This window comes from Lyngbya sp. PCC 8106 (assembly GCF_000169095.1).
In the GTDB taxonomy this organism is placed as follows: domain Bacteria; phylum Cyanobacteriota; class Cyanobacteriia; order Cyanobacteriales; family Microcoleaceae; genus Capilliphycus.
In genome coordinates this window covers 38,921-59,698 of sequence record NZ_AAVU01000015.1, presented here as the reverse complement: position 1 = coordinate 59,698, position 20,778 = coordinate 38,921, and the positions used below count along the sequence as shown (strand labels likewise).

At 38.4% G+C, this 20,778-nt stretch carries 18 protein-coding genes; 12 read left to right on the top strand and 6 right to left on the bottom strand.

Going from position 1 to position 20,778, the window contains the following annotated elements:
• Window positions 1-2 precede the first annotated feature (2 nt).
• On the top strand, window positions 3-977 hold the full coding sequence (locus L8106_RS12030; RefSeq protein WP_009784578.1) for an o-succinylbenzoate synthase: 975 nt from the start codon (window positions 3-5) through the stop codon (window positions 975-977).
• A 65-nt stretch (window positions 978-1,042) separates the two neighbouring features.
• The gene (locus tag L8106_RS12025; protein WP_009784577.1) at window positions 1,043-2,473 is read left to right on the top strand and encodes a 2-succinylbenzoate--CoA ligase; all 1,431 of its coding nucleotides are present in this window, start codon (window positions 1,043-1,045) and stop codon (window positions 2,471-2,473) included.
• Window positions 2,474-2,483: 10 nt separating this feature from the next.
• Here L8106_RS12025 and L8106_RS12020 read toward each other — a convergent pair whose 3' ends face one another.
• From L8106_RS12020 to L8106_RS12005, 4 genes are all read right to left on the bottom strand, one after another.
• Window positions 2,484-3,431 carry a putative 2-dehydropantoate 2-reductase gene (locus tag L8106_RS12020; RefSeq protein ID WP_009784576.1) on the bottom strand — a complete coding sequence of 316 codons (948 nt, stop codon included), beginning with the start codon at window positions 3,429-3,431 and terminating at the stop codon, window positions 2,484-2,486.
• Window positions 3,432-3,468: 37 nt separating this feature from the next.
• The gene (locus L8106_RS34450) at window positions 3,469-4,518 is read right to left on the bottom strand and encodes a hemopexin repeat-containing protein (RefSeq protein WP_009784575.1); all 1,050 of its coding nucleotides are present in this window, start codon (window positions 4,516-4,518) and stop codon (window positions 3,469-3,471) included.
• A gap of 211 nt (window positions 4,519-4,729) precedes the next feature.
• Window positions 4,730-5,155, bottom strand: coding sequence for a tellurite resistance TerB family protein (locus L8106_RS12010; protein WP_039896108.1), 426 nt, complete (start codon window positions 5,153-5,155; stop codon window positions 4,730-4,732).
• A 144-nt stretch (window positions 5,156-5,299) separates the two neighbouring features.
• Complete coding sequence (locus L8106_RS12005; RefSeq protein ID WP_009784573.1) at window positions 5,300-6,637, bottom strand: ATP-binding protein; 1,338 nt, start codon at window positions 6,635-6,637, stop codon at window positions 5,300-5,302.
• A gap of 247 nt (window positions 6,638-6,884) precedes the next feature.
• Here L8106_RS12005 and L8106_RS12000 point away from each other — a divergent pair, with 247 nt between their 5' ends.
• The 3 genes from L8106_RS12000 to L8106_RS11990 all read left to right on the top strand — a co-directional run bounded on the left by L8106_RS12000 (window position 6,885) and on the right by L8106_RS11990 (window position 8,844).
• A complete protein-coding gene (locus L8106_RS12000; RefSeq protein ID WP_009784572.1) occupies window positions 6,885-7,211 on the top strand; it encodes a TMEM14 family protein in 327 nt (108 codons plus the stop codon).
• Between the two features lie 113 nt (window positions 7,212-7,324).
• A complete protein-coding gene (locus tag L8106_RS11995) occupies window positions 7,325-7,807 on the top strand; it encodes an ankyrin repeat domain-containing protein (RefSeq protein ID WP_009784571.1) in 483 nt (160 codons plus the stop codon).
• Window positions 7,808-8,004: 197 nt separating this feature from the next.
• Window positions 8,005-8,844: a hypothetical protein gene (locus L8106_RS11990; RefSeq protein ID WP_009784570.1), complete on the top strand. Its 840-nt coding sequence runs from the start codon at window positions 8,005-8,007 to the stop codon at window positions 8,842-8,844.
• A gap of 75 nt (window positions 8,845-8,919) precedes the next feature.
• Here the strand turns inward: L8106_RS11990 and L8106_RS11985 are convergent, their stop codons facing one another.
• Window positions 8,920-9,105 carry a YqaE/Pmp3 family membrane protein gene (locus tag L8106_RS11985; RefSeq protein ID WP_009784569.1) on the bottom strand — a complete coding sequence of 62 codons (186 nt, stop codon included), beginning with the start codon at window positions 9,103-9,105 and terminating at the stop codon, window positions 8,920-8,922.
• A gap of 239 nt (window positions 9,106-9,344) precedes the next feature.
• Here L8106_RS11985 and L8106_RS11980 point away from each other — a divergent pair, with 239 nt between their 5' ends.
• The 7 genes from L8106_RS11980 to L8106_RS11950 all read left to right on the top strand — a co-directional run bounded on the left by L8106_RS11980 (window position 9,345) and on the right by L8106_RS11950 (window position 19,062).
• The gene (locus L8106_RS11980; RefSeq protein WP_009784568.1) at window positions 9,345-9,716 is read left to right on the top strand and encodes a phage holin family protein; all 372 of its coding nucleotides are present in this window, start codon (window positions 9,345-9,347) and stop codon (window positions 9,714-9,716) included.
• A gap of 221 nt (window positions 9,717-9,937) precedes the next feature.
• Entirely contained in the window at window positions 9,938-11,440 is a 1,503-nt protein-coding gene (locus tag L8106_RS11975) for a TrkH family potassium uptake protein (RefSeq protein ID WP_009784567.1), read from the top strand.
• Window positions 11,441-11,969: 529 nt separating this feature from the next.
• The gene (locus L8106_RS11970; RefSeq protein ID WP_009784566.1) at window positions 11,970-15,095 is read left to right on the top strand and encodes an anion permease; all 3,126 of its coding nucleotides are present in this window, start codon (window positions 11,970-11,972) and stop codon (window positions 15,093-15,095) included.
• Window positions 15,096-15,271: 176 nt separating this feature from the next.
• On the top strand, window positions 15,272-16,039 hold the full coding sequence (locus tag L8106_RS11965) for an SH3 domain-containing protein (protein WP_009784565.1): 768 nt from the start codon (window positions 15,272-15,274) through the stop codon (window positions 16,037-16,039).
• A 59-nt stretch (window positions 16,040-16,098) separates the two neighbouring features.
• Window positions 16,099-16,725 carry an HPF/RaiA family ribosome-associated protein gene (locus L8106_RS11960; protein WP_009784564.1) on the top strand — a complete coding sequence of 209 codons (627 nt, stop codon included), beginning with the start codon at window positions 16,099-16,101 and terminating at the stop codon, window positions 16,723-16,725.
• A gap of 50 nt (window positions 16,726-16,775) precedes the next feature.
• Window positions 16,776-17,930 (top strand): hypothetical protein, encoded by a 1,155-nt coding sequence (locus tag L8106_RS11955; RefSeq protein WP_009784563.1) that lies wholly within the window; start codon window positions 16,776-16,778, stop codon window positions 17,928-17,930.
• Between the two features lie 304 nt (window positions 17,931-18,234).
• A complete protein-coding gene (locus L8106_RS11950) occupies window positions 18,235-19,062 on the top strand; it encodes a transglutaminase family protein (protein ID WP_039896107.1) in 828 nt (275 codons plus the stop codon).
• A 150-nt stretch (window positions 19,063-19,212) separates the two neighbouring features.
• Here the strand turns inward: L8106_RS11950 and L8106_RS11945 are convergent, their stop codons facing one another.
• Window positions 19,213-20,082: an SHOCT domain-containing protein gene (locus tag L8106_RS11945; RefSeq protein WP_009784561.1), complete on the bottom strand. Its 870-nt coding sequence runs from the start codon at window positions 20,080-20,082 to the stop codon at window positions 19,213-19,215.
• Window positions 20,083-20,778 lie beyond the last annotated feature (696 nt).

Here is a 20,778-nt window from a genome sequence, read left to right as displayed (position 1 = left end):
TAATGGTTTACCTGTTTAATTTTTCTCCCTATTCTCGTAAATTTAAACAACCGTTAAAAACCCATCACGGAATTTGGGAGAAACGGGAAGGAATTATTATTCACCTCACCAACGAACAAGAAAAAAGCGGTTGGGGTGAAATTGCACCTTTGAGTTGGTTTGGTTCAGAAACTCTACAACAAGCCTTAGATTTTTGTCAGCAACTCCCCAAAAAGTTAACGTCTGAATTTGTTTTTACAATTCCTGATGAACTTCCGGCTTGTCAGTTTGGGTTTGAGTCAGCTTTAGAAATGATTAACTGTTCATCGGATATTCTAAACTTAGAACAAAAACTTAAGTTTAGTGGACTTTTACCATCAGGAAATGCTGCATTACAAGTCTTTAAAACCCTTTTTAATCAAGGATTTAGAACGTTTAAATGGAAAATAGCAGTTTATCCAATTTCTGAAGAAATTCTAATTTTTCAACAGTTAACTCAGCAAATTTTAGAGATCATAAATTCATCAACAGAAAAGCAAGAAGTTGTCTACTTACGGTTAGATGCAAATGGGGGATTGAATTGGGAGGAGGCGAATCAATGGTTATCGGTTTGTGATAAAATCCAATCTAATCGTCTCAAAATAGAGTTTATAGAACAACCTTTATCTGTTAATCAGTTTGATGAAATCTTAGTGTTGAGTCAAGATTATTCTACAGCTATTGCTTTAGATGAATCTGTTGCTAACCTTACACATATTCAAGACTGTTATCAACGGGGTTGGCGAGGTGTTTTTGTGATTAAACCTGCTATTGTGGGTTCTCCGCGAAAACTGCGAAAGTTGTGTCTTGAAAATCAAATTGATGCGGTATTTTCATCAGTCTTTGAAACCTCACTGGGAAGACAAGCGGCTTTGAGGTTAGCTGCTGAACTTTCTGATTCTAAACGTGCGGTTGGTTTTGGAATTGGACATTGGTTTCAAGAAAATGATGTAAGTTGATGGGGTGAATTCAGTTCGACTTTCTGATAAAGTGAGAAACAGAAATATTAGAGTTAAAAATTAGCGTGGTATCTTTTCAAGTTCAAATCACTTCTTCATCAACTGATGTTAAAAATTATATCAATTTGAGAACCGATGATTGGTTAATTGGATATAATAGGGTTGAGTTTGATGAAATTTATCAACATCGCTTTCAAGAACTGACTCAATTCATTCATACTCAGGGAATTTATCCCAAAATTATCCTTGCTGAACCTGAACCCACTGCTTTTTTAGCGAGTTTTTTAGCCGCAGTTGTTACCAAATGTCCGGTTTTTTTGTGTAATCCCAATTGGGTAAAAGCGGAATGGAAACAGGTTTTTCAAATCGTTCATCCCGATGTGATTTTCGGAAATTTCGAGGAGTTAAACCCGTCCTATATTCAGACTAATTCTGTTATTCCAACTCCTCCCAACTCAATTATGATTCCCACTGGCGGTTCATCGGGAAATCTGCGGTTTGTGATTCATACTTGGGAAACATTAATCGCGTCGGTGCAAGGATTCCAACAATATTTTAACTTAAAAAAAGTCAATTCTTTCTGTACGTTGCCATTATATCATGTTAGCGGATTAATGCAATTTATACGGTCTTTTACAACGGGAGGAAAGTTAGCAATTTTGCCGTTTAAAGCGGTGGAAAGCGGAGAATTCCCGAATATTAACCCTTCCGAATTTTGTATTTCTTTGGTTCCTACCCAACTCCAACGCCTTTTAAATAGTCCTAAAATAACTCATTGGTTGTCGCAATTTAAAACCGTTTTGTTGGGGGGAGCGCCTGCTTGGTTAGATTTATTACAACAGGCTAGACTTCATCAAATTCGACTCGCTCCTACTTATGGAATGACGGAAACAGCCTCTCAAATTGTTACGCTCAAACCGGAGGATTTTTTAGCAGGAAATAACAGTTATGGTCAAGTTTTACCTCATGCTAAAATTAAAGTTTATAGTGAAAAAAATCAAGAATTAGCTGTCAATAAACTGGGAATTCTCTCGATAGAAGCAGACTCTCTGATGTTAGGATATTATGGTCTGTATAATCCCCAATTTCCCCTGCAAACGCTAAAATCTGATGATTTGGGTTATCTCGATGAACAGGGATATTTAACGATTGTAGGGCGAAATAGCTATAAAATTATTACGGGGGGTGAAAATGTGTATCCGGTGGAAGTAGAAGCCGCTATTCGTTCAACGGGTTTGGTGGCGGATGTCGCCGTTGTCGGTTTATCGGATAATCATTGGGGACAGGTGGTAACTGCGGTTTATATTCCTACTTTTCCTGATGTTTCTATCTCCAATTTGCAAACAGCGTTGCAAGACAAACTCAGTAAGTTTAAACAGCCTAAATATTGGGTTGCTGTAGAGTCTTTACCTCGGAATATTCAAGGAAAACTCAACTTTAAACAGTTAGAAGAACTGGCTGAAAAGTTTCTCAATCGTTCGACTGATTCTCGCTGATTTTATCAATTTAGGCGTCAGGTAATTGATTTTTTAAATCAAGAAATTTGAGTTGTCGATACAGCATTCCAATATAAGGTAAATTAACACCTTTTTCCATAGCCATCCGCAAGGGATTTCCGATAATGGCTTCAATTTCTAAAGGACGTTTGCGATCATAATCGAGTTTCATACTGGTGAAATAAGGTGTCATTTTCTCCGTATGGTTCAGCATTTTCTGGATGAATTCTTCGGGAATAATACAATGATATTCTTTTGCACCCCTAACAACTTCTCGCATGATTTCTTCAACTAAAATCCGACTCTCTGGAGAGTTCATTAATTCATCAGTTTTGGCATTGAGAACTACAGAAAGTCCATTATAGGGAATATTCCAAACTAACTTTTTCCAACGAGCTAAAAGTAAATTTTGAGTTAATTCTACAGGAATTCCAGCATGATTAAAGTCTTCTGCTATTTGTTGTATTCGAGGCGTAATTCCCCGTGGCTGATAATTTTCCTGATATTCTCCTATGGTGATCATCCCATAGTCTAAGTGACGAATATGACCTTTTCCGACTTTATTAGAACAGATAAAACACATTCCCCCAATGATTCGTTTAGAGTTGACAATTTCAGCAACTTGGGGTTCTATTCCTAATCCATTTTGTAAGATGATCACGACACCATCTTCTTTGAGAACGGGCGGTAAAAGTTGGGGTAAAAGATGATTTTGGGTTGTTTTTAAAGCGACGATCACAACATCACAAGCAGGCATTTTTTGAGGATCGTGATAAGCTTGAACTGGAAATAGAGTAAAATTTCCAGTCGGAGATTCTATTGATAAACCCTGACGACAAACCTGTTCATAATCACTATGTAGTAGGAAATGTACATCTATTCCTCGTTGTTGCAGTTTTGCCCCGTAAAAACCTCCAATTGCTCCTGTTCCTAAAATAGCATAGCTGCGAGTTAACATAAATCTAGATTCATCTAAACTTAGACGTTCAATTTTTCTATAAGAGTTGACACCAAAAACTTAACCAGTTGTCCTTGATTTTTTTAGGATAACCTGGATCGGTGCAGTTGTGATCAACATCATAACAAATATATTCATCATCTCGAAAGAAATAAGCTTTCCCATTTTTCCACACGGCTGCGGCATCAATACGACGAGTAAATTTTTTCGGCCATCCGTGCCAATGAGTATCTGCTATTTTTTTAGGATAGCCTAATTCAGTAACTTCTCGATACAAATCATAGCAAATATATTCATCTCCTTTGAAAAAATAAGCTTTCCCATTTTTCCACAATGCTGCTGTATCAATACCACTATAAAAATGATTCGGCCATCCCACCCAAAGTCCACTATTTAGTTTTTGAGGATAACCCGGTTCTACCTGATCTTTATACAAATCATAGCAAATATATTCATCTCCTTTGAAAAAGTAAGCTTTGCCATTATGCCAAACTAATCCGGCGTCAATTCCTTGAGTAAAACGGGGTGGAAAACTTGCCCATCTTCCCTGACTTATTTTCTGAGGATAACCGTAATCAATACAGTTCCAATTGAGATCATAACTGAGATATTCATCGTCTTTAAAAAAGTAAGCTTTGCCATTATTCCAAACAACAACTGCATCAACACTATTCAAGATGCGTTCAATTGTTTCTACATTTAACCAATGCAAAATTTCATCGGGAAGTTGCTGTCTGATCCGGCTATTTGGATTAATACAAACGTGCTTGGTAATGGCTTTAGCAACCCATTTTTCGGAATCATGTAGAAGTATATTGTAGTTGATTTCAAATGTGTTTTCTGTAATCTGTTGAGGCATTAGGTGAATCACGAGGCGATCGCCACAAAAAAGCGGTTGAAAGAAATCAACACTCGTATGAACAATGGGAATAGCAAAGTCAGGGTTACAAAAAAATGTTTTGAGATTAATTTTAGCTGCTGCTAAGGAGGCTTCATAAGCTTCGTGACAAATCGTTAAAATATTGGCAAAGTACACCACGCCAGCAGCATCCGTATCTTGAAAGCGAACTGTTCGGATGTAAGCCATAACCTTTTAAAATTACACATGAGAGAAGGCAGAAGTTTAGAGAAAAATCTAAAAATAGATTAATCAAACTCTGAAAACTAGGAGAATGTTACTCTAATTTCAGAACTGAAGAAAGTTAAAACGGTCAATAATGCTTTTGGCTAAAATATTTGAATAAAGCCCTGGTTTATCCAGGGACAAACAAGTTCATTTTTGACACCAAAATTGGGCATCACCCTTTGTTTTTGATCAACATGACATCAATGATTTTTGTTGCCATCTCTTCTGAGATCCCTAAAGCATTATAAAGAGCATTTAACAACTCTTCTTCTTCATCAGCAAGATCTCCATCTGAGAGAATGATATCAGTCGCCACAGCAAAGGCTGTATCTTTGAGATTTGCGGGTAATTTGGTGATTGCAGATTGCATCAAAGGCTCATAGCCCTGGTTTTCAATTTGTTCCAACAATCGCTGGATCATTTTAGTTTTATTTTCTGCGGTGTACTCACCAAATAAATCCATCCGGGCTAAGGTACTTTTGATGATTTGCGATTCACTATCGGTAATAATACCATCAGCAGCAACGGCCGTTAATGCGATCGCAGCAAAAGCTTCAGCAGGAGTGAGTTCGATAGTATTGGTCATGCTAGAAGACATAAATTTATCCCTACTTGCGACTATTTTTTAGCTTAGAGTATTTCCTCACGATAATAGATGTTGAGCAAGGATGGTGATTTTTTCCAATAGAGTTAAGAAACGCGCATCGGGAAAGCCAGAGGAAGCAGTGTAGGGATAATTCTATTAATGATCTCTACGATGACTGGTGACTGAAAATAGGGCGAGTTCAGCCGTGAGGAAGTCTACAAACTGACGGGCGCTGCGTCCAGAACGGCCATTGTGACGAGTGGCCCATTGCAGGGCGCGAAATTCTAATTCTTGAGTTTCCAGACGAATACCCGCTAAAGCCGCTAGATGATCAACCATTTTCAGGTATGTTTGTTGATCGGGCGGTTCAAAGGTTAAGGTCAAACCAAAGCGATCGCTAAAGGACAGTTTTTCTTGGACGGTATCCCAAGCTTGAACCTCATCTACCTCTCGGGGTTGGGGTCGGTCTGCAAAATATTCTCGCACTAAATGACGACGATTAGACGTGGCATAAACCACCACATTTTGAGGACGAGCGGTAATATTACCTTCGAGTACCACTTTCAAGGCTTTAAATGTATCATCATCTTCCTCAAAGGAGAGGTCATCGACAAAAATAATAAATTTGTGAGGACTTCCCCGCAATTGTTCAATCACGATCGGTAAATCTTGGAGTTCCGACTTTGCCACTTCAATTAACCGTAAACCGCGATCGCCATATTGATGTAATAATGCCTTAATTAAAGACGACTTTCCTGAACCCCGACTCCCATATAATAGCACATTTTGCGCTGCATATCCAGCTAACAAAAACTTAGTATTTTGTAATAAAAGTTTCCGTTGAGAATCATAACCTATTAATTGACTGAGATGAACCGGATCAGGATGATAAATACTGATCAATTCTCCATTCTGCCAACGAAATGCTTGAGAATTTGCAAATAAACCGATACCAAACTGTCGATAATGAGCTGCTAATTCTGCTATCGTATCCGCCCAATCTTCCAACTGAGCGAATTGAGATTTGAGGGGCAATTCTTCAATTCTTTCAACACGCTCCGGTTCTTGTTGCCAAACCACCGGGGCTTCCGATAACGGAATCAACTGTTGTATCCATTGACTCAGTTGTTCACCGCTACATTGATAGAGACTTTGTAAACAGCGTAAATCTGACTTTGCAGCGGCGACTAGAGACGAAGGCAAATTATTTAAATCTGTTTGTTGGGCTTGTTGGGTAAAAGGGTTATCCGCCCGTAAAATCTGAGCAATTAAATAATCTTGCCAACAGTGTTGATGGGCTGCTTGTTCTTGGAAGAAAATTCCATAAGCTTGTAGACAATCTAAAGCGTTATTTTCCTGTTCTAAAGCAACGAGTAAGTTCAGAAATGCCTGTCCCATCGCCTCATTCAGTACCGATTGATAGAGGAGCAAAGAGGCAGCCTGACGTTGAAGAAAACGCACCTGAGCAATAAGTTGAGGATTCAGAGAAGACATTCGATTAATTTAAAATTTAATTAAAAGTTAAAAAGAAAAAAGGTGTTTAAGTCATTCGGAAGTGGATGCTACTGTATTGTATCGGATAGTGGATCGGATAAGGGAGCTTCTCAACAGAATTTACAATTTTGATAAGTTTTGTGTCAGTTTGGTGTCAAGATTTGATAAATTCTGGAACAATACAGAGTGTTTGACAACATCGGTTGTATAACTGAAGTTCGAGATCACAAGTGAGAGACAGTAGCAGATGAATATTGGCATTGTAGCAGCGATCGCCTATGGGTTATTGGCTCTAGTGGGCGGAGTTTTGGGATATACCAAAGGAAACAGTAAAATTTCCTTGATTTCTGGCGGAATTTGTGGGTTTTTGCTGATTACCGGGGGGGTCTTGCAGTGGCAGGGTATCCCGTGGGGATTAATATTAGCAACGGCTATTTCTATTTTATTAGTTGTTGTGTTTATTGTTCGTCTGATTAAAACTCGTAAGTTAATGCCAGCTTTATTAATGATTATTGGAGGTTTAGCCGCAGCAGTTGCCATGATTTATCAACTGCAATTCTCGATTCCGGCTTAACTTCATTCTGGTAATTTTAACCTAACTTTTGTTGACCGAAGATATTCTTGGGTCAGCTTAACTTTAGTCTATTAAAAAAGAAAAGTATCGGATAAAAAACCGGAGAAATAAGTATGACGGAGTTAATTACAGCGGTAAAAACAGGTAATTTAGCTGAAATTCAAGCCCAATTAAAAGCGAATCGAGAGGTTAACGCCCCGGATGAGGAAGGGACAACCCCCCTAATTGCCGCCGCCGGAATTGGAAAAACCGATATCATAGCTGCATTGCTTGATTCAGGTGCAGAGGTTAATGGTTGTGATCCCGATGGTTGGACAGCTTTGATGGAAGCCACCGCCGCCGGACACAAAAAAGCAACTCAACAGCTACTTGATGCGGGGGCTAATGTTAACGCCTCCAGTCACTTTGGAGTAACGGCTTTAATGACGGCGGCGGCAAAAGGTTATCGAGAGATTGTACAGATTTTACTGGATCATAATGCGGACTTAACGTTGAAAGATAATAATACTTGGACTGCTTTAATTTGGGCTTCCTCAGAGGGACATTCAGAAGTTGTAGAATTGATCAAACAAGCACGCGATCGCACTGAAAAATAAAAATTGATTTTAAAGTATTCAGGCTGAAAGCATGAAGTGATCGAATCAAGCCGTCTTCTCTGATCAGTCCTCTCTCTAAAGACATAAATTTGAGGAGGTAAGCAGTTATTCTATCTTTAGGATGACCAAGCTTGACTTAGATTTCGTCAAAATAGAAATAGACCTTGGATTGAGTTTGATTTGGGGAATCATTAACTATGTCTGAATCTGAAAACGTTAAACAGAAAATTACCACCAACTTACAGAAAGCAAAAACAGAAGGCCAAGTTCGCTCAGAAAAAATTAGAGAAATTGTCCAAGACGCCATTTTTCAAAGCATATCAGAAGTTAAAGCAGGTTCGAGTGAAATTCGTTCTGTTGTTAAAGATGCTATTTCTGCGGTGGTTGAAAGTTTAGGTGATAAAGGTGGAGAACTCAAAGAAGAAGTAACAGCTTCGATTGAAGGGGCGATTGAAGCGATTAGTCGCACCCGACGCCAAGCTATTTCTAAAACACAAATTGAAGTTAAACAGCTTCAACAAAAGATTGACAGCGAAGAAGATAAATTACAAGCAGAAATTGACAGCACCTTAAGTGATATCGCCGAGTCGAGTCAAGATAAATCTGAACAAATCAAGACCTCTATTAATTCAGCCGTTGAAACCGTTCAAAATAGTGAAGAAGTTACCTTGATGAAAAAGCGATATGCTCAACTTCAAGCGCAACTGGCGATTGTTCAAGCCAATTTATCGGCTCGTTATGGAGAACAATATGAGCAAGTTAAGGATTATCTAGATGAAGCTAAAACTTGGTATGAAAAAGCCCAAGAAGATCCAGATATTGTGAATGATAAAGTAGCCGCCACTCGCACGAACTTTGAAGAAAAACTTAGTGAAACCGGAAGTGCAATTGCCAAAAAAGAACGGCAAGTTAAACTCCGTCTCCAAGAGTTATGGGACTCTCTATCTGAGTCATTTAACCGTAAGTCTGACGGGAGTTCCAAATCTTTAGAAGGAGAACATCCTAAAATTTTAGAGGGAAAAGATAAATCTGTTTAATTGACAGAATAATAACCCGGTTTTTATCAAAGAACCGGGCTTTAGAAACTTGATTAAACTCACTCTAATCTAAGATTAGTATGCTCTCTCATCTGCTCTTTCAGCGTGTTTTGTGATCACCCAAACTGCATGGATCGAACCCGGAAGCCAACCGAGAAGGGTGAGTAAAATATTAATGATCAGAGCCGAACTCGCTCCAACTGTCAGGAAAACGCCCAAGGGAGGGACTAAAATACCCAAAAGAATTCTTAAAAGTCTCATTTTTTCTTAAATCCTATACTTTAATGTTTTCACTAATTCATATTATCTCTAATTAAACAGATTTATACCTCTATCTTTAGCTATATTGTTTAAGACTATCCTTTCTTGATGTTAAAAAAGATTAAGTCTAAAAATCTATCGAAGTGAGGAAGTCATTTAGAACGGGTTTAATTTATTCTAAGTTAAGAGTCATAAAGATTGAAGTTTTTGAAAAATTTGCAAGGGAGATCAAAATAATTATGATGGTTTTGAAAACACTTTTACCCCTACTAGCAACAGCTTTAAGTTTGCTGGTTGTTGATATTATTTTTCCGGGTGTTAACTTAGCAACTTTTCCGGCTGCGTTAATCGCTGCGGCTTCTATCGGAATTGTTAATGGGGCTGTTAAACCCGTTGTGCAAGTTCTATCCCTACCTGTCAATATTGTCACCTTGGGAGGCTTTTCATTGATTGTAAACGGACTGTGCTTTTGGTTGTCTTCCATTGCGGTTCCTGGGTTTCAAGTAACGGGGATTCTGTCTTTTCTTTTAGGGCCAGTAATTTTGTCTTTTGTTAATACTCTGTTAACGAACTACTTTGTAGAGAGATATCCAGAAGCCAACCTGGAATAATATTCTAATTTAATTCAAGTCTGATTTGAATTAGATTTCCGACGGTACTAACTCATTTTCTGTGGACGGTTAAGTTACAGAATAAAGTTTAAGATAGATAAATGTTGTGCATTTTTTGTCTCACCGTCGGATTCATCTATTTAATCACTAAATTTCATTATTGAGAATTTATAGTCGCTTCAAAATTTGAGACGAAGAAGTTAGTTAAGTATTCAAAAGGAATGATTAAAGCCGAAACGCAAACTGTTATTCGTAATACGGGTTTATTGGTTCATATTCCTGGAGGAATGGCACTTCTATCTTTACCCATCTGCTTAATATTTCAAGAATTTTATTGCATTTTACCTTTTCTTATAACCGCTATTATTTCAGTAGGTTTTGGTCAACTATTCTATCGTTTATTTCGGAAAAAAGCAGATACTCATCTGCGAGAAGCAATGCTGACTGTGGCTTTAAGTTGGGGATTGATTCCAATAATCGGAGCAATCCCTTTTTTATTAACCGTTTCTCAATCTCCTCCTGATATTTCATTAACAGTTTTAGGATTTAATAATCCTTGGAATGCTTTTTTTGAGGCGTTTTCAGGCTTTACCAGTACAGGCTTATCGATGGCTGTTTCCCCCAGTCAACTTCCTCATAGTTTGCAATGGTGGCGTTCTTTTATGGAGTGGATTGGGGGTGTAGGAGTAATTGTATTGATTCTCTCGATACTCGAACCGAGTCTAAGTAATTATAAACTTTATTCAGCCGAAGGACGCAACACAAATCTGGCTGACTCAGTAACGGATACCGTACGATGGATTTGGAAAATCTATTTACTTTATACGATTGCTAGTATTCTCTTACTGCGAGTCGCCGGAATGCCTTGGTGGGATGCGATTAATCATGGGATGACAGGTATTTCTACAGGAGGTTTTTCGATCAAAGATAATAGTATTGGTAGTTATAATCCGATTATTCAAATTGCAATAATTCTGATTATGACGGCTGGAGCTATTAGTTTTTATATTCATTCAAAGCTGATTAAAAAACGGCGAATTTCGGTGCTGTGGAGTGACTCCCAACACCGTCTATTTTGGTCTATTTTGTTTTTAGGAATACTGGTTTTAGCTTGGGCAAATAGACAATTTGAAGGATCAGCTTTAATTTTAGATACGATATTTCAATGGGTTTCTGCTTTGGGAACTTGTGGCTTTAATACCGTAAAAATTCAAGACTGGAGTGCTTCCGCAAAATTAATCCTAAGCGTGGGATTATTTACAGGTGCCGCCGCAGGTTCTACCGCAGGAGGCCTAAAACTGAGTCGGGTTGTTTCGCTCGGAAAAGGAATTATTTGGCGAGTTAAACACATTCTCAAGCAACCCGATGGTGTACTTCATTATAAAATCGATAATCAAAAATTAACCGAAGAAGAAGCCAATAATCGTGTTCAAGGGGCTGCCGTTTTAGCTGTATTTTGGATTAGTTTAATTGTTTTAGGAACAATTATTTTAGTTAATTTTGCTAAACCTATCTATACTCTCAGTGATGTCATTTTTGAAGTCACTTCTGCGTTAGGTGGAGTGGGTTTGTCAACAGGAATTACTGACCCCTTGCTTCATTGGGCCGGAAAATTGGTTTTAATGATGTTCATGTGGATGGGCCGACTAGAGGTCATTCCTGTGGTTATCTTACTCACTTCTCTATTGGCTTGGGTGAGAGTGCGATTTGAGAAAATCTTTTAGTTTGATCTCTATCTGTGGATAGATGAAGTCTTCACAGAGAGGTTGTAAGCTGATTAATAGAAATACATACTAAACTTCCCAACCTACCACCAAGAGTTGCAACTATAAGCTTGGGGAGATATTATATAGATGCCCATGTATTTTAGCTCAATTTATGACCTAGAAAACGTGGCTATATCATGAAAATAGTAGCAATTGGTGAGAACATAAGTCAGTTTTTAGTTTCTCTCCAATTCTTACTATAGCATCCTTCCCCAAATAATTCGTAAAAAAAATAAACCCTGTTACAAAAAGTAAACAAAGCTGTCGTTTTATTGATACTGAACTTGTAAATATTCAGTTTTTTTACTATTCCATAAGATAGAGGGATGTCCACACACAAATCAGCAAAGTTCCCACTCCAGACAGACGATCTTTGCCTGGTAATCCGAGATACTATTTTCATCTTGATAAGATTTGCTAAATATATTCAGAGAAGCAATCTTGTATCCATTACTTTTACACCTACTCATTCACTTAGAAAAACAAAATGAATCTAGGAGAACTCACTACACTAAAGCTAATATCTCATCTGAGTTGGCTAGCTCAAGTTATCGTCGAACCCCAACCTGAAGCCGTAGAAGATGCAGCAATGGTCTTTAGTGGGCCGCAATTTTTCACCGCTCTAATCACGGGGATTGTCTTAGCATTTGCCTTCCAGATGTTACTGACTAACTTGGGAGTTGCAACAGGTATTTCGGTACTGGCTAGCTCATCATCCTCAAATCACCATCATCATCACGATCATTCTAATTCCCATTCTGAATCACCAGGAAAAACGATTAAAAAAATTGGTTTAGCATTAGGTTTAGGCACCTTAATTAGTGTCACAATTTCCCTATTTTTTGCCTGTCTATTTGCCGTCAAACTGAGTTTATTTGTCTCTGCTGTTTCTGGAGCGATAGTCGGATTAGTCATCTGGGGAGCTTATTTTTCGCTCTTAGTTTGGGTGAGTTCAACAACCGCAGGAACCTTAATTGGATCAGTTGTTAATAGTGCAACTTCTGGATTTCAAGCCTTATTTGGAACCGCCGTTGCCGCGCTTGGATCAAAAGCCGCATCTCAACAAGTCGTCGCCACTGCTGAAGCCACTGCTGCTGCTGTTCGTCGAGAATTAACAGATGGACTTGATCCGGTTGACTTACGCGAAAAAGTAGAAGATTATTTCGATGCGTTACGTCCTCCCCAACTTGACCTAAAAAATATTCGTTCTGACTTTGAAGATCTTCTGCGTGATCCGCAACTCCAAGACGCTTTAGCCAGCGGCGACTTACCGAATGTAAACCGTCAAACGTTTGTTGATCTTGTTAGTAGTCGTACCGACTTATCCCAACAAGAAATTGATCGCATTGCTCGACAATTAGAAACAGCTTGGCATAAAACATCTTCTCAGTTACCTACTCAAAATAACTTCTCCAAATTTGTTGATTATCTCAAATCTGCTCCTCGAAAATCATTACTGGGTGAAGATTTTTCTGGCAAGTTAGATGCTGTAATTGAAGAAATGCGGAAGCGCCGTCATTCTCAAAACACAAATCCCCTAACTCAGGGGTTAACGATGGGATTTAATAGTTTGACAGGTTTAGTCATGGGACGGACAGATTTATCCGATCTCGACGCCGAAAAAATCATGGGACAACTGCAACAACTCAAAGAATATTTGAGCGATCAACCGGGGAAAGTTAAGGCTCAATTGAGTGGAAGTCGCCCAACTTACAACCCCTTACGAGCAGATATTGAAAATTATCTCTCTAACGCTCATCTGTGGCAACTCAAATCCACAAACTTGCACCGAGAGTTTCGCGACTTGCTTTATGATACCGAAGCCGATGCGGGTCAGGTGGTAGAACAATTAGAACAAATTAATCGCACCGACTTTGTAGACTATCTTGAAGAGAAAGGACTGCTCAGTCAGGATGAAATTGAGCATATTTCTCATACCTTAAACGGAATTCGTTTAGAGGTCTTAAATACTGCTGTAGCTGCAAAAGAACGAGAAGAAGCTATCGAATTATTGACAGAAGTTGAACGATACTTACTCTCAACACCCAAAGAAGAATTAACTCCGGAGAAAATTAATCTCAATTTCCGACCCATTCTTAAAGATCCAGATACCGATTATGAGCATCTTAATAACCGTTTAGCTCAATTAGACCGCTTAACTTTTGAACGAATTCTATTACATCGTCCCGAGTTAACCCCTGTAGAAGTTGCGGCGATTGCAAACGAGTTAGAAATTGCTCGTGATCAGGTTCTTAAAGAAGCTCATGAAGTCGATGCAGCCGCTCAAGCTAAAGCCGAAAAACAATGGCTCAAATTTCAGTCTCATCTGCGAGATACAGGTCGATCTGAACTCAATCCTCAAGCGATTGAACGAGAACTAAAGCTATTACTAGATGATCCCCAAGCTGGAATGTCGGCTTTAAGAGCGCGAGCGTCTCGATTTGATCGCGATACTTTAGTACAATTACTGGGTCAACGTAATGATTTGAGTCAAGAACAAGTTGATAAAATTTTAGGTCGAGTTGAACGAAATTGGACTCGCATAACTTACAAGCCACAGCAACTCACCGCTCAAGCTCAACAACAGTACGAACAAGCAAAATCAGCGATTTCAGACTATTTGTATAGTACAGGTAAACCTGAATTAAATCCCGATGGAATACAACGAGATCTATCTCAATTACTTGAAGATCCAGCCGTCGGAAGTCGATCTATTAAGAGACGTTTATCGGAGATGGATCGGGATACTTTAGTGCAGTTATTAGCGCAACGAGATGACTTGAGTGAACAACAAGTTAATCAAGTTATTGACGAAGTACAAAACACGCTGAAAACAATTGCTAAATCACCCCGTCGTCTGGCTCGTCGTACTCAGCAAAAAGTGCAAGATTTTCAAGGTGCGATGACAGATTATTTAAAATCTACGGATAAGGCAGAACTTAATCCTGACGGTATTCAACGAGATCTGAAATTATTACTTGATGATCCGCGTTTAGGAATGGAAAGTTTGCAGGATCGCTTATCCCAATTTGACCGTTCAACGTTGGTTGCACTATTATCTCAGCGAGATGATATTTCCGAACATGAGGCTAATCAGATTGTTGATAGTATTTTAAGCGTGCGTGATCGCTTCTTTGAACAGTTACACACGATTAATACTCAAGTTCAATTAGTGCTTGATCGTATCTTTGCTAAAATTCGAGCTTATCTTAATAGCTTAGAACGACCCGAACTGAACTATGAAGGAGTGCGTGATGATTTCCGCACATTGTTTGATGATCCACAAGCAGGTTTTGATGCTTTACGAGAGCGTTTGTCTCAGTTTGACCGGAATACTTTGGTTGCATTGATGAGTTCTCGCCAAGATATTTCTGAAGCAGATGCTAATCGGATTATTGATCAGGTTGAACTAACTCGTAGCCGAGTTTTACAAAAAGCAGAGCGTTTTCAAAAAGAAGCTGAATTACGACTTGAACAAGTCAAACATCAAACTCAGAAACAAGTTGAAGAAACCCAAAAAGCCGCAGCCGCAGCCGCTTGGTGGTTATTTGTGACTGCGTTGATCTCAGCCTTAGCTTCTGCTGGAGCCGGAGCATTAGGTGTTACAGCATAAGAATATCGAGTTTATTCGGTTTAAATTTCCCCTATTTTTAGGGGATTTTTTTTATCCACAAATCTAGATGAGACAAAATAGAGTAGAAAATTTTCCAACTTCAGATAGATGAGTTTTTAGAATAAAACAATTATAATATAAGTATAGAAATGAATATTTGAGAATAAAAAGATTAAATGATGAAAGCTTATGACTTAGACCTAAACTCTTTTAAGATAACACTGGGATTAACTGCATTAGGAGGATTAGCAACAACCTTAATTATGCCTGTAGAAAGTGCAAAGGCTCAGACTTCTACAGTTCCCGGAAGTAACTGTCGGGAAGCAAAAATCACTAATTTAATCATTAGAGATAAACCGGGAGGAAATGAAATCGGTCGATTACAAGAAGGAGAAAATGTCTATATTGCCAACGAAGGAAGAAACGGTTGGGTACCGATAGAAAATCCTGCGAGTGGTTATGTTAATGCAAAAAATCTCCGTTTTTGTACAGGAGCTGATAGTCTTTCAGAAGTTCCTGATGGAGAGGCTTTATTGACTCCCCCCGTGAATGGTTGTCGTGAAGTTAATGCTTCATTAGTAACACTCAGAGATCGACCTCAAGGTAAAATTATTAGTACCTTAGAGCGAGATGAAAAGGTTTATATCGAAGACGAAGGCGAGAATGGTTGGGTTCAAGTTCAATATCCCATCGAAGGTTATGTAACCTCAGCAAACCTGGCTTATTGTGATACAGTAGGCTCTACTTTTCCCACAAGTAGCTGTCGTGAAGTTAATGTCAATACGCGGTTAAATGTCCGCTCACAACCCGGAGGAGAAATTATCGGAAGTTTAGAAGCCGGACAAGACATTTCTATTGAAAATAGAGGTAAAAATGGCTGGGTTCCTGTTTTTGCTCCGATTGAGGGATATGTCGCTGCTAACTTTCTTGAACTTTGTCCATAGGATTTAATTGAGTTTAGGGGTAAATACAATAGACGCACCGTAAATTTAGGATAATAAGGATGAAAATTCCAACAGAAATTACTTATCATCATCTCGAAAAAACTGAAGCGATTGATTCTTTAGTTAGAGAAAAAATTGCCAAACTTGAGCAATTCTGTGACTATATGAATAGCTGTCGAGTTGTGATAGAGAAAACCCACGATCACCCCAAAATGGGTTCTCCCTATCGTGTACGGCTAGATATTACTGTTCCTCCAGGTCACGAATTAGTAGTAGATCGTAGTCCCGACGAAGGGATTCAATACGAAGCATTAGAAACTGTTATTCGAGAAGCTTTTGATGCAGCACGTCGTCAACTTGTGGAATTAGTGGAACGTCAACGACAATGGGATAGAAACTCTCCTTCTCAACAACAAATGGTTGCGATTGTTACCCAACTTTTTCCCGAAGAAGGATATGGTTTTTTGCGAACTATTGACGTAGATCGTGAGATTTATTTCCATAAAAATAGTGTTCTAAACAATGAATTTGAGCGCTTAACAGTCGGTACTGGTGTGCGATATGCTGAAGAACAAGGTGAAAAAGGCCCGCAAGCGACAACGGTAAAAATTGTAAATAAACCAGGAGTGAGTGCTGATAAAGTTTCCAAAACCGAGGTGGAAACTCCATTAGGATGGAACTCCTAAAAGGGGTTAAGTTTCCCCAAAATAATGAATGTAAATTGGAGATTTAAAGTATGAATATTTTATCGACAAGCGAAATTAAAGACTTAATGGAATATCGGGATAAAAGTTGTATTTCGATTTTTATGCCTACACATACTGCTGGGCTAGAAATTCGCCAAGATCCAATTCGCTTTAAGAATGTTTTGAGTTTAGCTGAGGAAAAATTAGTGCAGGCGGGTTGGCGAGATACTGATGCTCAACAACTTTTAGAACAAGCTTACAAACTCGATCAGGGTGAGTTTTGGCGAAATCAAAATAAAGGACTAGCTTTATTTATTTCTCCCAATGAGTTTCGTTATTATCGTCTTCCGCTTAATTTTGATGAAGATGTGATTATTAGTCATCGCTTTCATCTTAAACCGCTAATGCCTTTGTTAATGCACGATGGACGATTTTATGTATTAGCTTTGAGTCAAAATCAGGTGCGTTTATTTCAGGGAAGTCACTATCAAATTAGTGAAGTTTATCTCCAACAAATGCCTTTGAGTTTAGAAGAAGCACTGAAATATGATGACCCAGAAAAACAGCTTCAGATGCACACCGGAAACCCTTCAACGGCGAGTGGTCAATCTTTAATCTATCATGGTCAAGGTGTAGGAACAACGGATAATAAAGATCAAATTCGCCGTTTTTTACAAAAGGTTGATCGCGGTTTACATGAGATTCTAAAAGAGGAACAAGCTCCGATTATCTTAGCTGGAGTAGAATTTTTGATGACCATGTATCAAGAGATTACCGTTTATCCGAATGTTGTAGAAGAAGGGATTGCTGGAAATCCAGAAAATACGAGTCCCAAAGAATTACACGAACAGGCTTGGAAAATTATTCGCTCTTATTTCCAAGAGTCTCAAGAAAAAGCAGCGACTGAGTATCAAGAATTGATGGGAAATAACCCTGAAAAAGCTTCTCGTGATCTCAAAGAAATTATGAAAGCAGCTTATGATCAACGTATTGACTCTCTGTTTGTAGCAATAAATGAGCAGCAATGGGGTCAGTTTAATCCTCAAACCCATGAAATTACATTGCAACGAGAAGATCAGCCCGAAAATGAGGATCTATTAGACTTTGCAACGATTCATACCTTCCTTAATGGTGGTGCAGTTTATATCGATGTTCCTGAAAAGCTTCCGGATCACGCTCGAATTGCTGCGACATTTCGTTACTAAAAATCGAGGGTGAGTAATTGCATAATAATTTAGAGTTAAGACAGGAGTTAATCTTCTTCTTGACTCTGATTTTTTTATATAGGAATAAATGTCCTTTTCTGATAGAGAGAGAGAAGAATATTTAAATATCCACCCCATTCACTCTCTTAATATAAGTAGAGGGAAAATAAAGATGGGTTTTAAAAAAATAATAACTATGCTATAGTTGAATATTAATCAAAAAACTACATTCAATTTTTCAAAAATTAAGTTCAAATCAATTGCTTCTTTTTTAAGCTCACATAAACTCAAGGAAATCAAAAGTATGAAGTTTCAAGTGGGATGTCAATTAAAATACGATCTGACAACCGATAGCACATTTATTTTTAACATTAGTGCTGTTAATAATAGTTACCAACAGGTTTTAGAAGAACATCTTCAGATTGAACCTGCAATAAACTCTGAAGAATATGTGTCACCAACGCTGAAAAACCGAATCTTGAGACTAACCGCTCCCCCCGGAAAATTGCAAGTGTCTTATCAAGCGACTGTCGCTCTTTGTTTAGGAGAAGATAACCCTAATCTAATTCCGGAAATTTCACCAGAAAAACTCCCCTTAAGAGTCTTAAACTATGTTTATCCTTCGCGATACTGTGAGTCAGATCAATTATTCAATTTAGCCAATCATGAATTTGGTCATCTTTTGCCAGATTATTCTAGAGTGACTGCAATTTGTAATTGGATTTATGATAATGTTACTTACTTATCTGGAAGTACAGATGCTCATACTTCCGCTTATGAAATCGTTACTCAACGCTCTGGAGTCTGCCGTGATTTTGCTCATTTAGGTATAGCATTTTGTCGTGCTTTAAATATTCCTGCTCGCTTTGTCAGTGGCTATGCTTATGGTTTAGAACCACCAGATTTTCATGCGGTTTTTGAAGCTTATTTAGGCTCTCGCTGGTATTTATTTGATGCAACTCGTTTAATTCCCCGTAAAGGATTTGTGCGAATTGGCACTGGACGAGATGCGGCTGATATGTCATTTGCTACAATTTTTGGAACAGCTCAACTCGAAGATATCAGCGTTTCAGTAGACTGTTTAACTGAAGAACCTCCGCAAGCAACATTAGGGGCAATTACCTGTATTTAGGCTGTTCGTCATTGAAACGAGATGACTAACAATTACGAAATCAATCATATTAAACGTTTCTAAAAACCTGGTAACTTCGGCGAAACCAGGTTTCTCTCCAGTTCTCTCGACGATGCGTACAAGCGAAGCGAAGCTTGGTTTCGGGAGAAATCACAGAAGTGCTAGTTTTTGAGCATATTCATCCTGTGTCAAAATACCGTTATCTAATGCGGCTTTCAATTTCATTAAAACTTGCTCTTTTTCTTCTTCAAGCCGTTGATCAATCATCTGATGTCTCACTTCTTCTTCAACTTGGTGAACTTTAGCCTCAAATTCATCTGCTGTTAAAATCCCATCTGTAAACGCTTCCTGAAACCGAATCAACTTTTCTTCAATTATCAACTCAATTTCGTATTCATCGATTTGATTCTCTACATATTGCTTTTTAGCGGCAAATTCTTCTTCGGTTAGAACATTATTAGCTAAGGCTGCTTCGAGTTTTTTTAAGTCTTGATCTGCTTTTAATATTGCTTTTTGACGAGCAGAATTATTTTGAGCTTTATAATGATTCTCTTTTTCGGACGAATGAATAGAGGTTCTTAGAGGTTCAAGCTCAGATGAATTTATAGATTTTTGAATCTTTTTAAACTTCAATTCTTCTTCAATATAGGTGATTATTTCATTTTCTACGACTAAAGCCCAACCCGCTCCAGCTAAACCTGTTAATACAGTCAATCCTCCTAAAAACATCGCAGTCACTCCGGCTCCAGCAATATTTTGTATCCATTTACCTGTGCTAGTTTCTACAATAAATTCAGGCGGATTCGTGAGGTCATTTGACTTATAGACTTTGACTTTGAAAGCTAGATTTGTCCCCAGCACAGTCCTGATTTTACCAACTTTTTGCGCTTGAATTAAGTAAGTACCATCAGCTTCTGTTCCTTCAACTTTGTATTGCTTATCTTTAAACCAAAGTAAAAGATTTTTGTAGACGAATTCTCGAGAATCTTCATTGTTTTCTAAGTAATAGTTAATTGCCATTTGTTTCTCCTTTAAGCTGATTGAGTAAGAAGTAGAGAGATGAATATTTCCGAGAAATATAAGCTTGGTTGTGCCAGTGACAATCTCAAAGTTTCTATCTCTATCTTTAATATTAAACTTGTATTCTTAGATATGCCAGCGTACAATCACTGAACTTTCAAATCTTGTATGTACTAAAAATCTCAGAGATCTCAGTAATTTTACGAGTTGATTGATTCAGCAAGTCTGTACCCCTTTCAAATACACCTCACCAGTTTCGTAGGGGCAGGTTCCACCTAGCTAGATCGAGGTCTCTAACAAATAACCTCAGCAAACCCCCCCACTAAATTGTTTATCAGATACCTAAATCTCTCGGAGGCGTAGCCGTACCCAGTTTTTTCTTATCCCTGTTCCCTCTCTTCGTCAGCATTGTAAGCGCGCCCTTGGAGAGAGGGTTTGAGCGATCCGCTATTGGCTGTCTCCTGTTCTCTGTAAGGGCGTAAGGCCCTGACTTCGAGGACTATGCCACTCCTAAAATTGGTTACTGGCGGAGAATATCTTTCCTGGGTTAACAAGTGTTTAAACAACCACTCAGAGCATGATGATTAAAATGAATAACATCAAAAAGTCATCACCTTCTGCATGACACCTGAAAGAGTGGCTCAGGAACGCATATAACCGTTAGATAAGTTGATTAAAATAAAGGTAATGTATCTA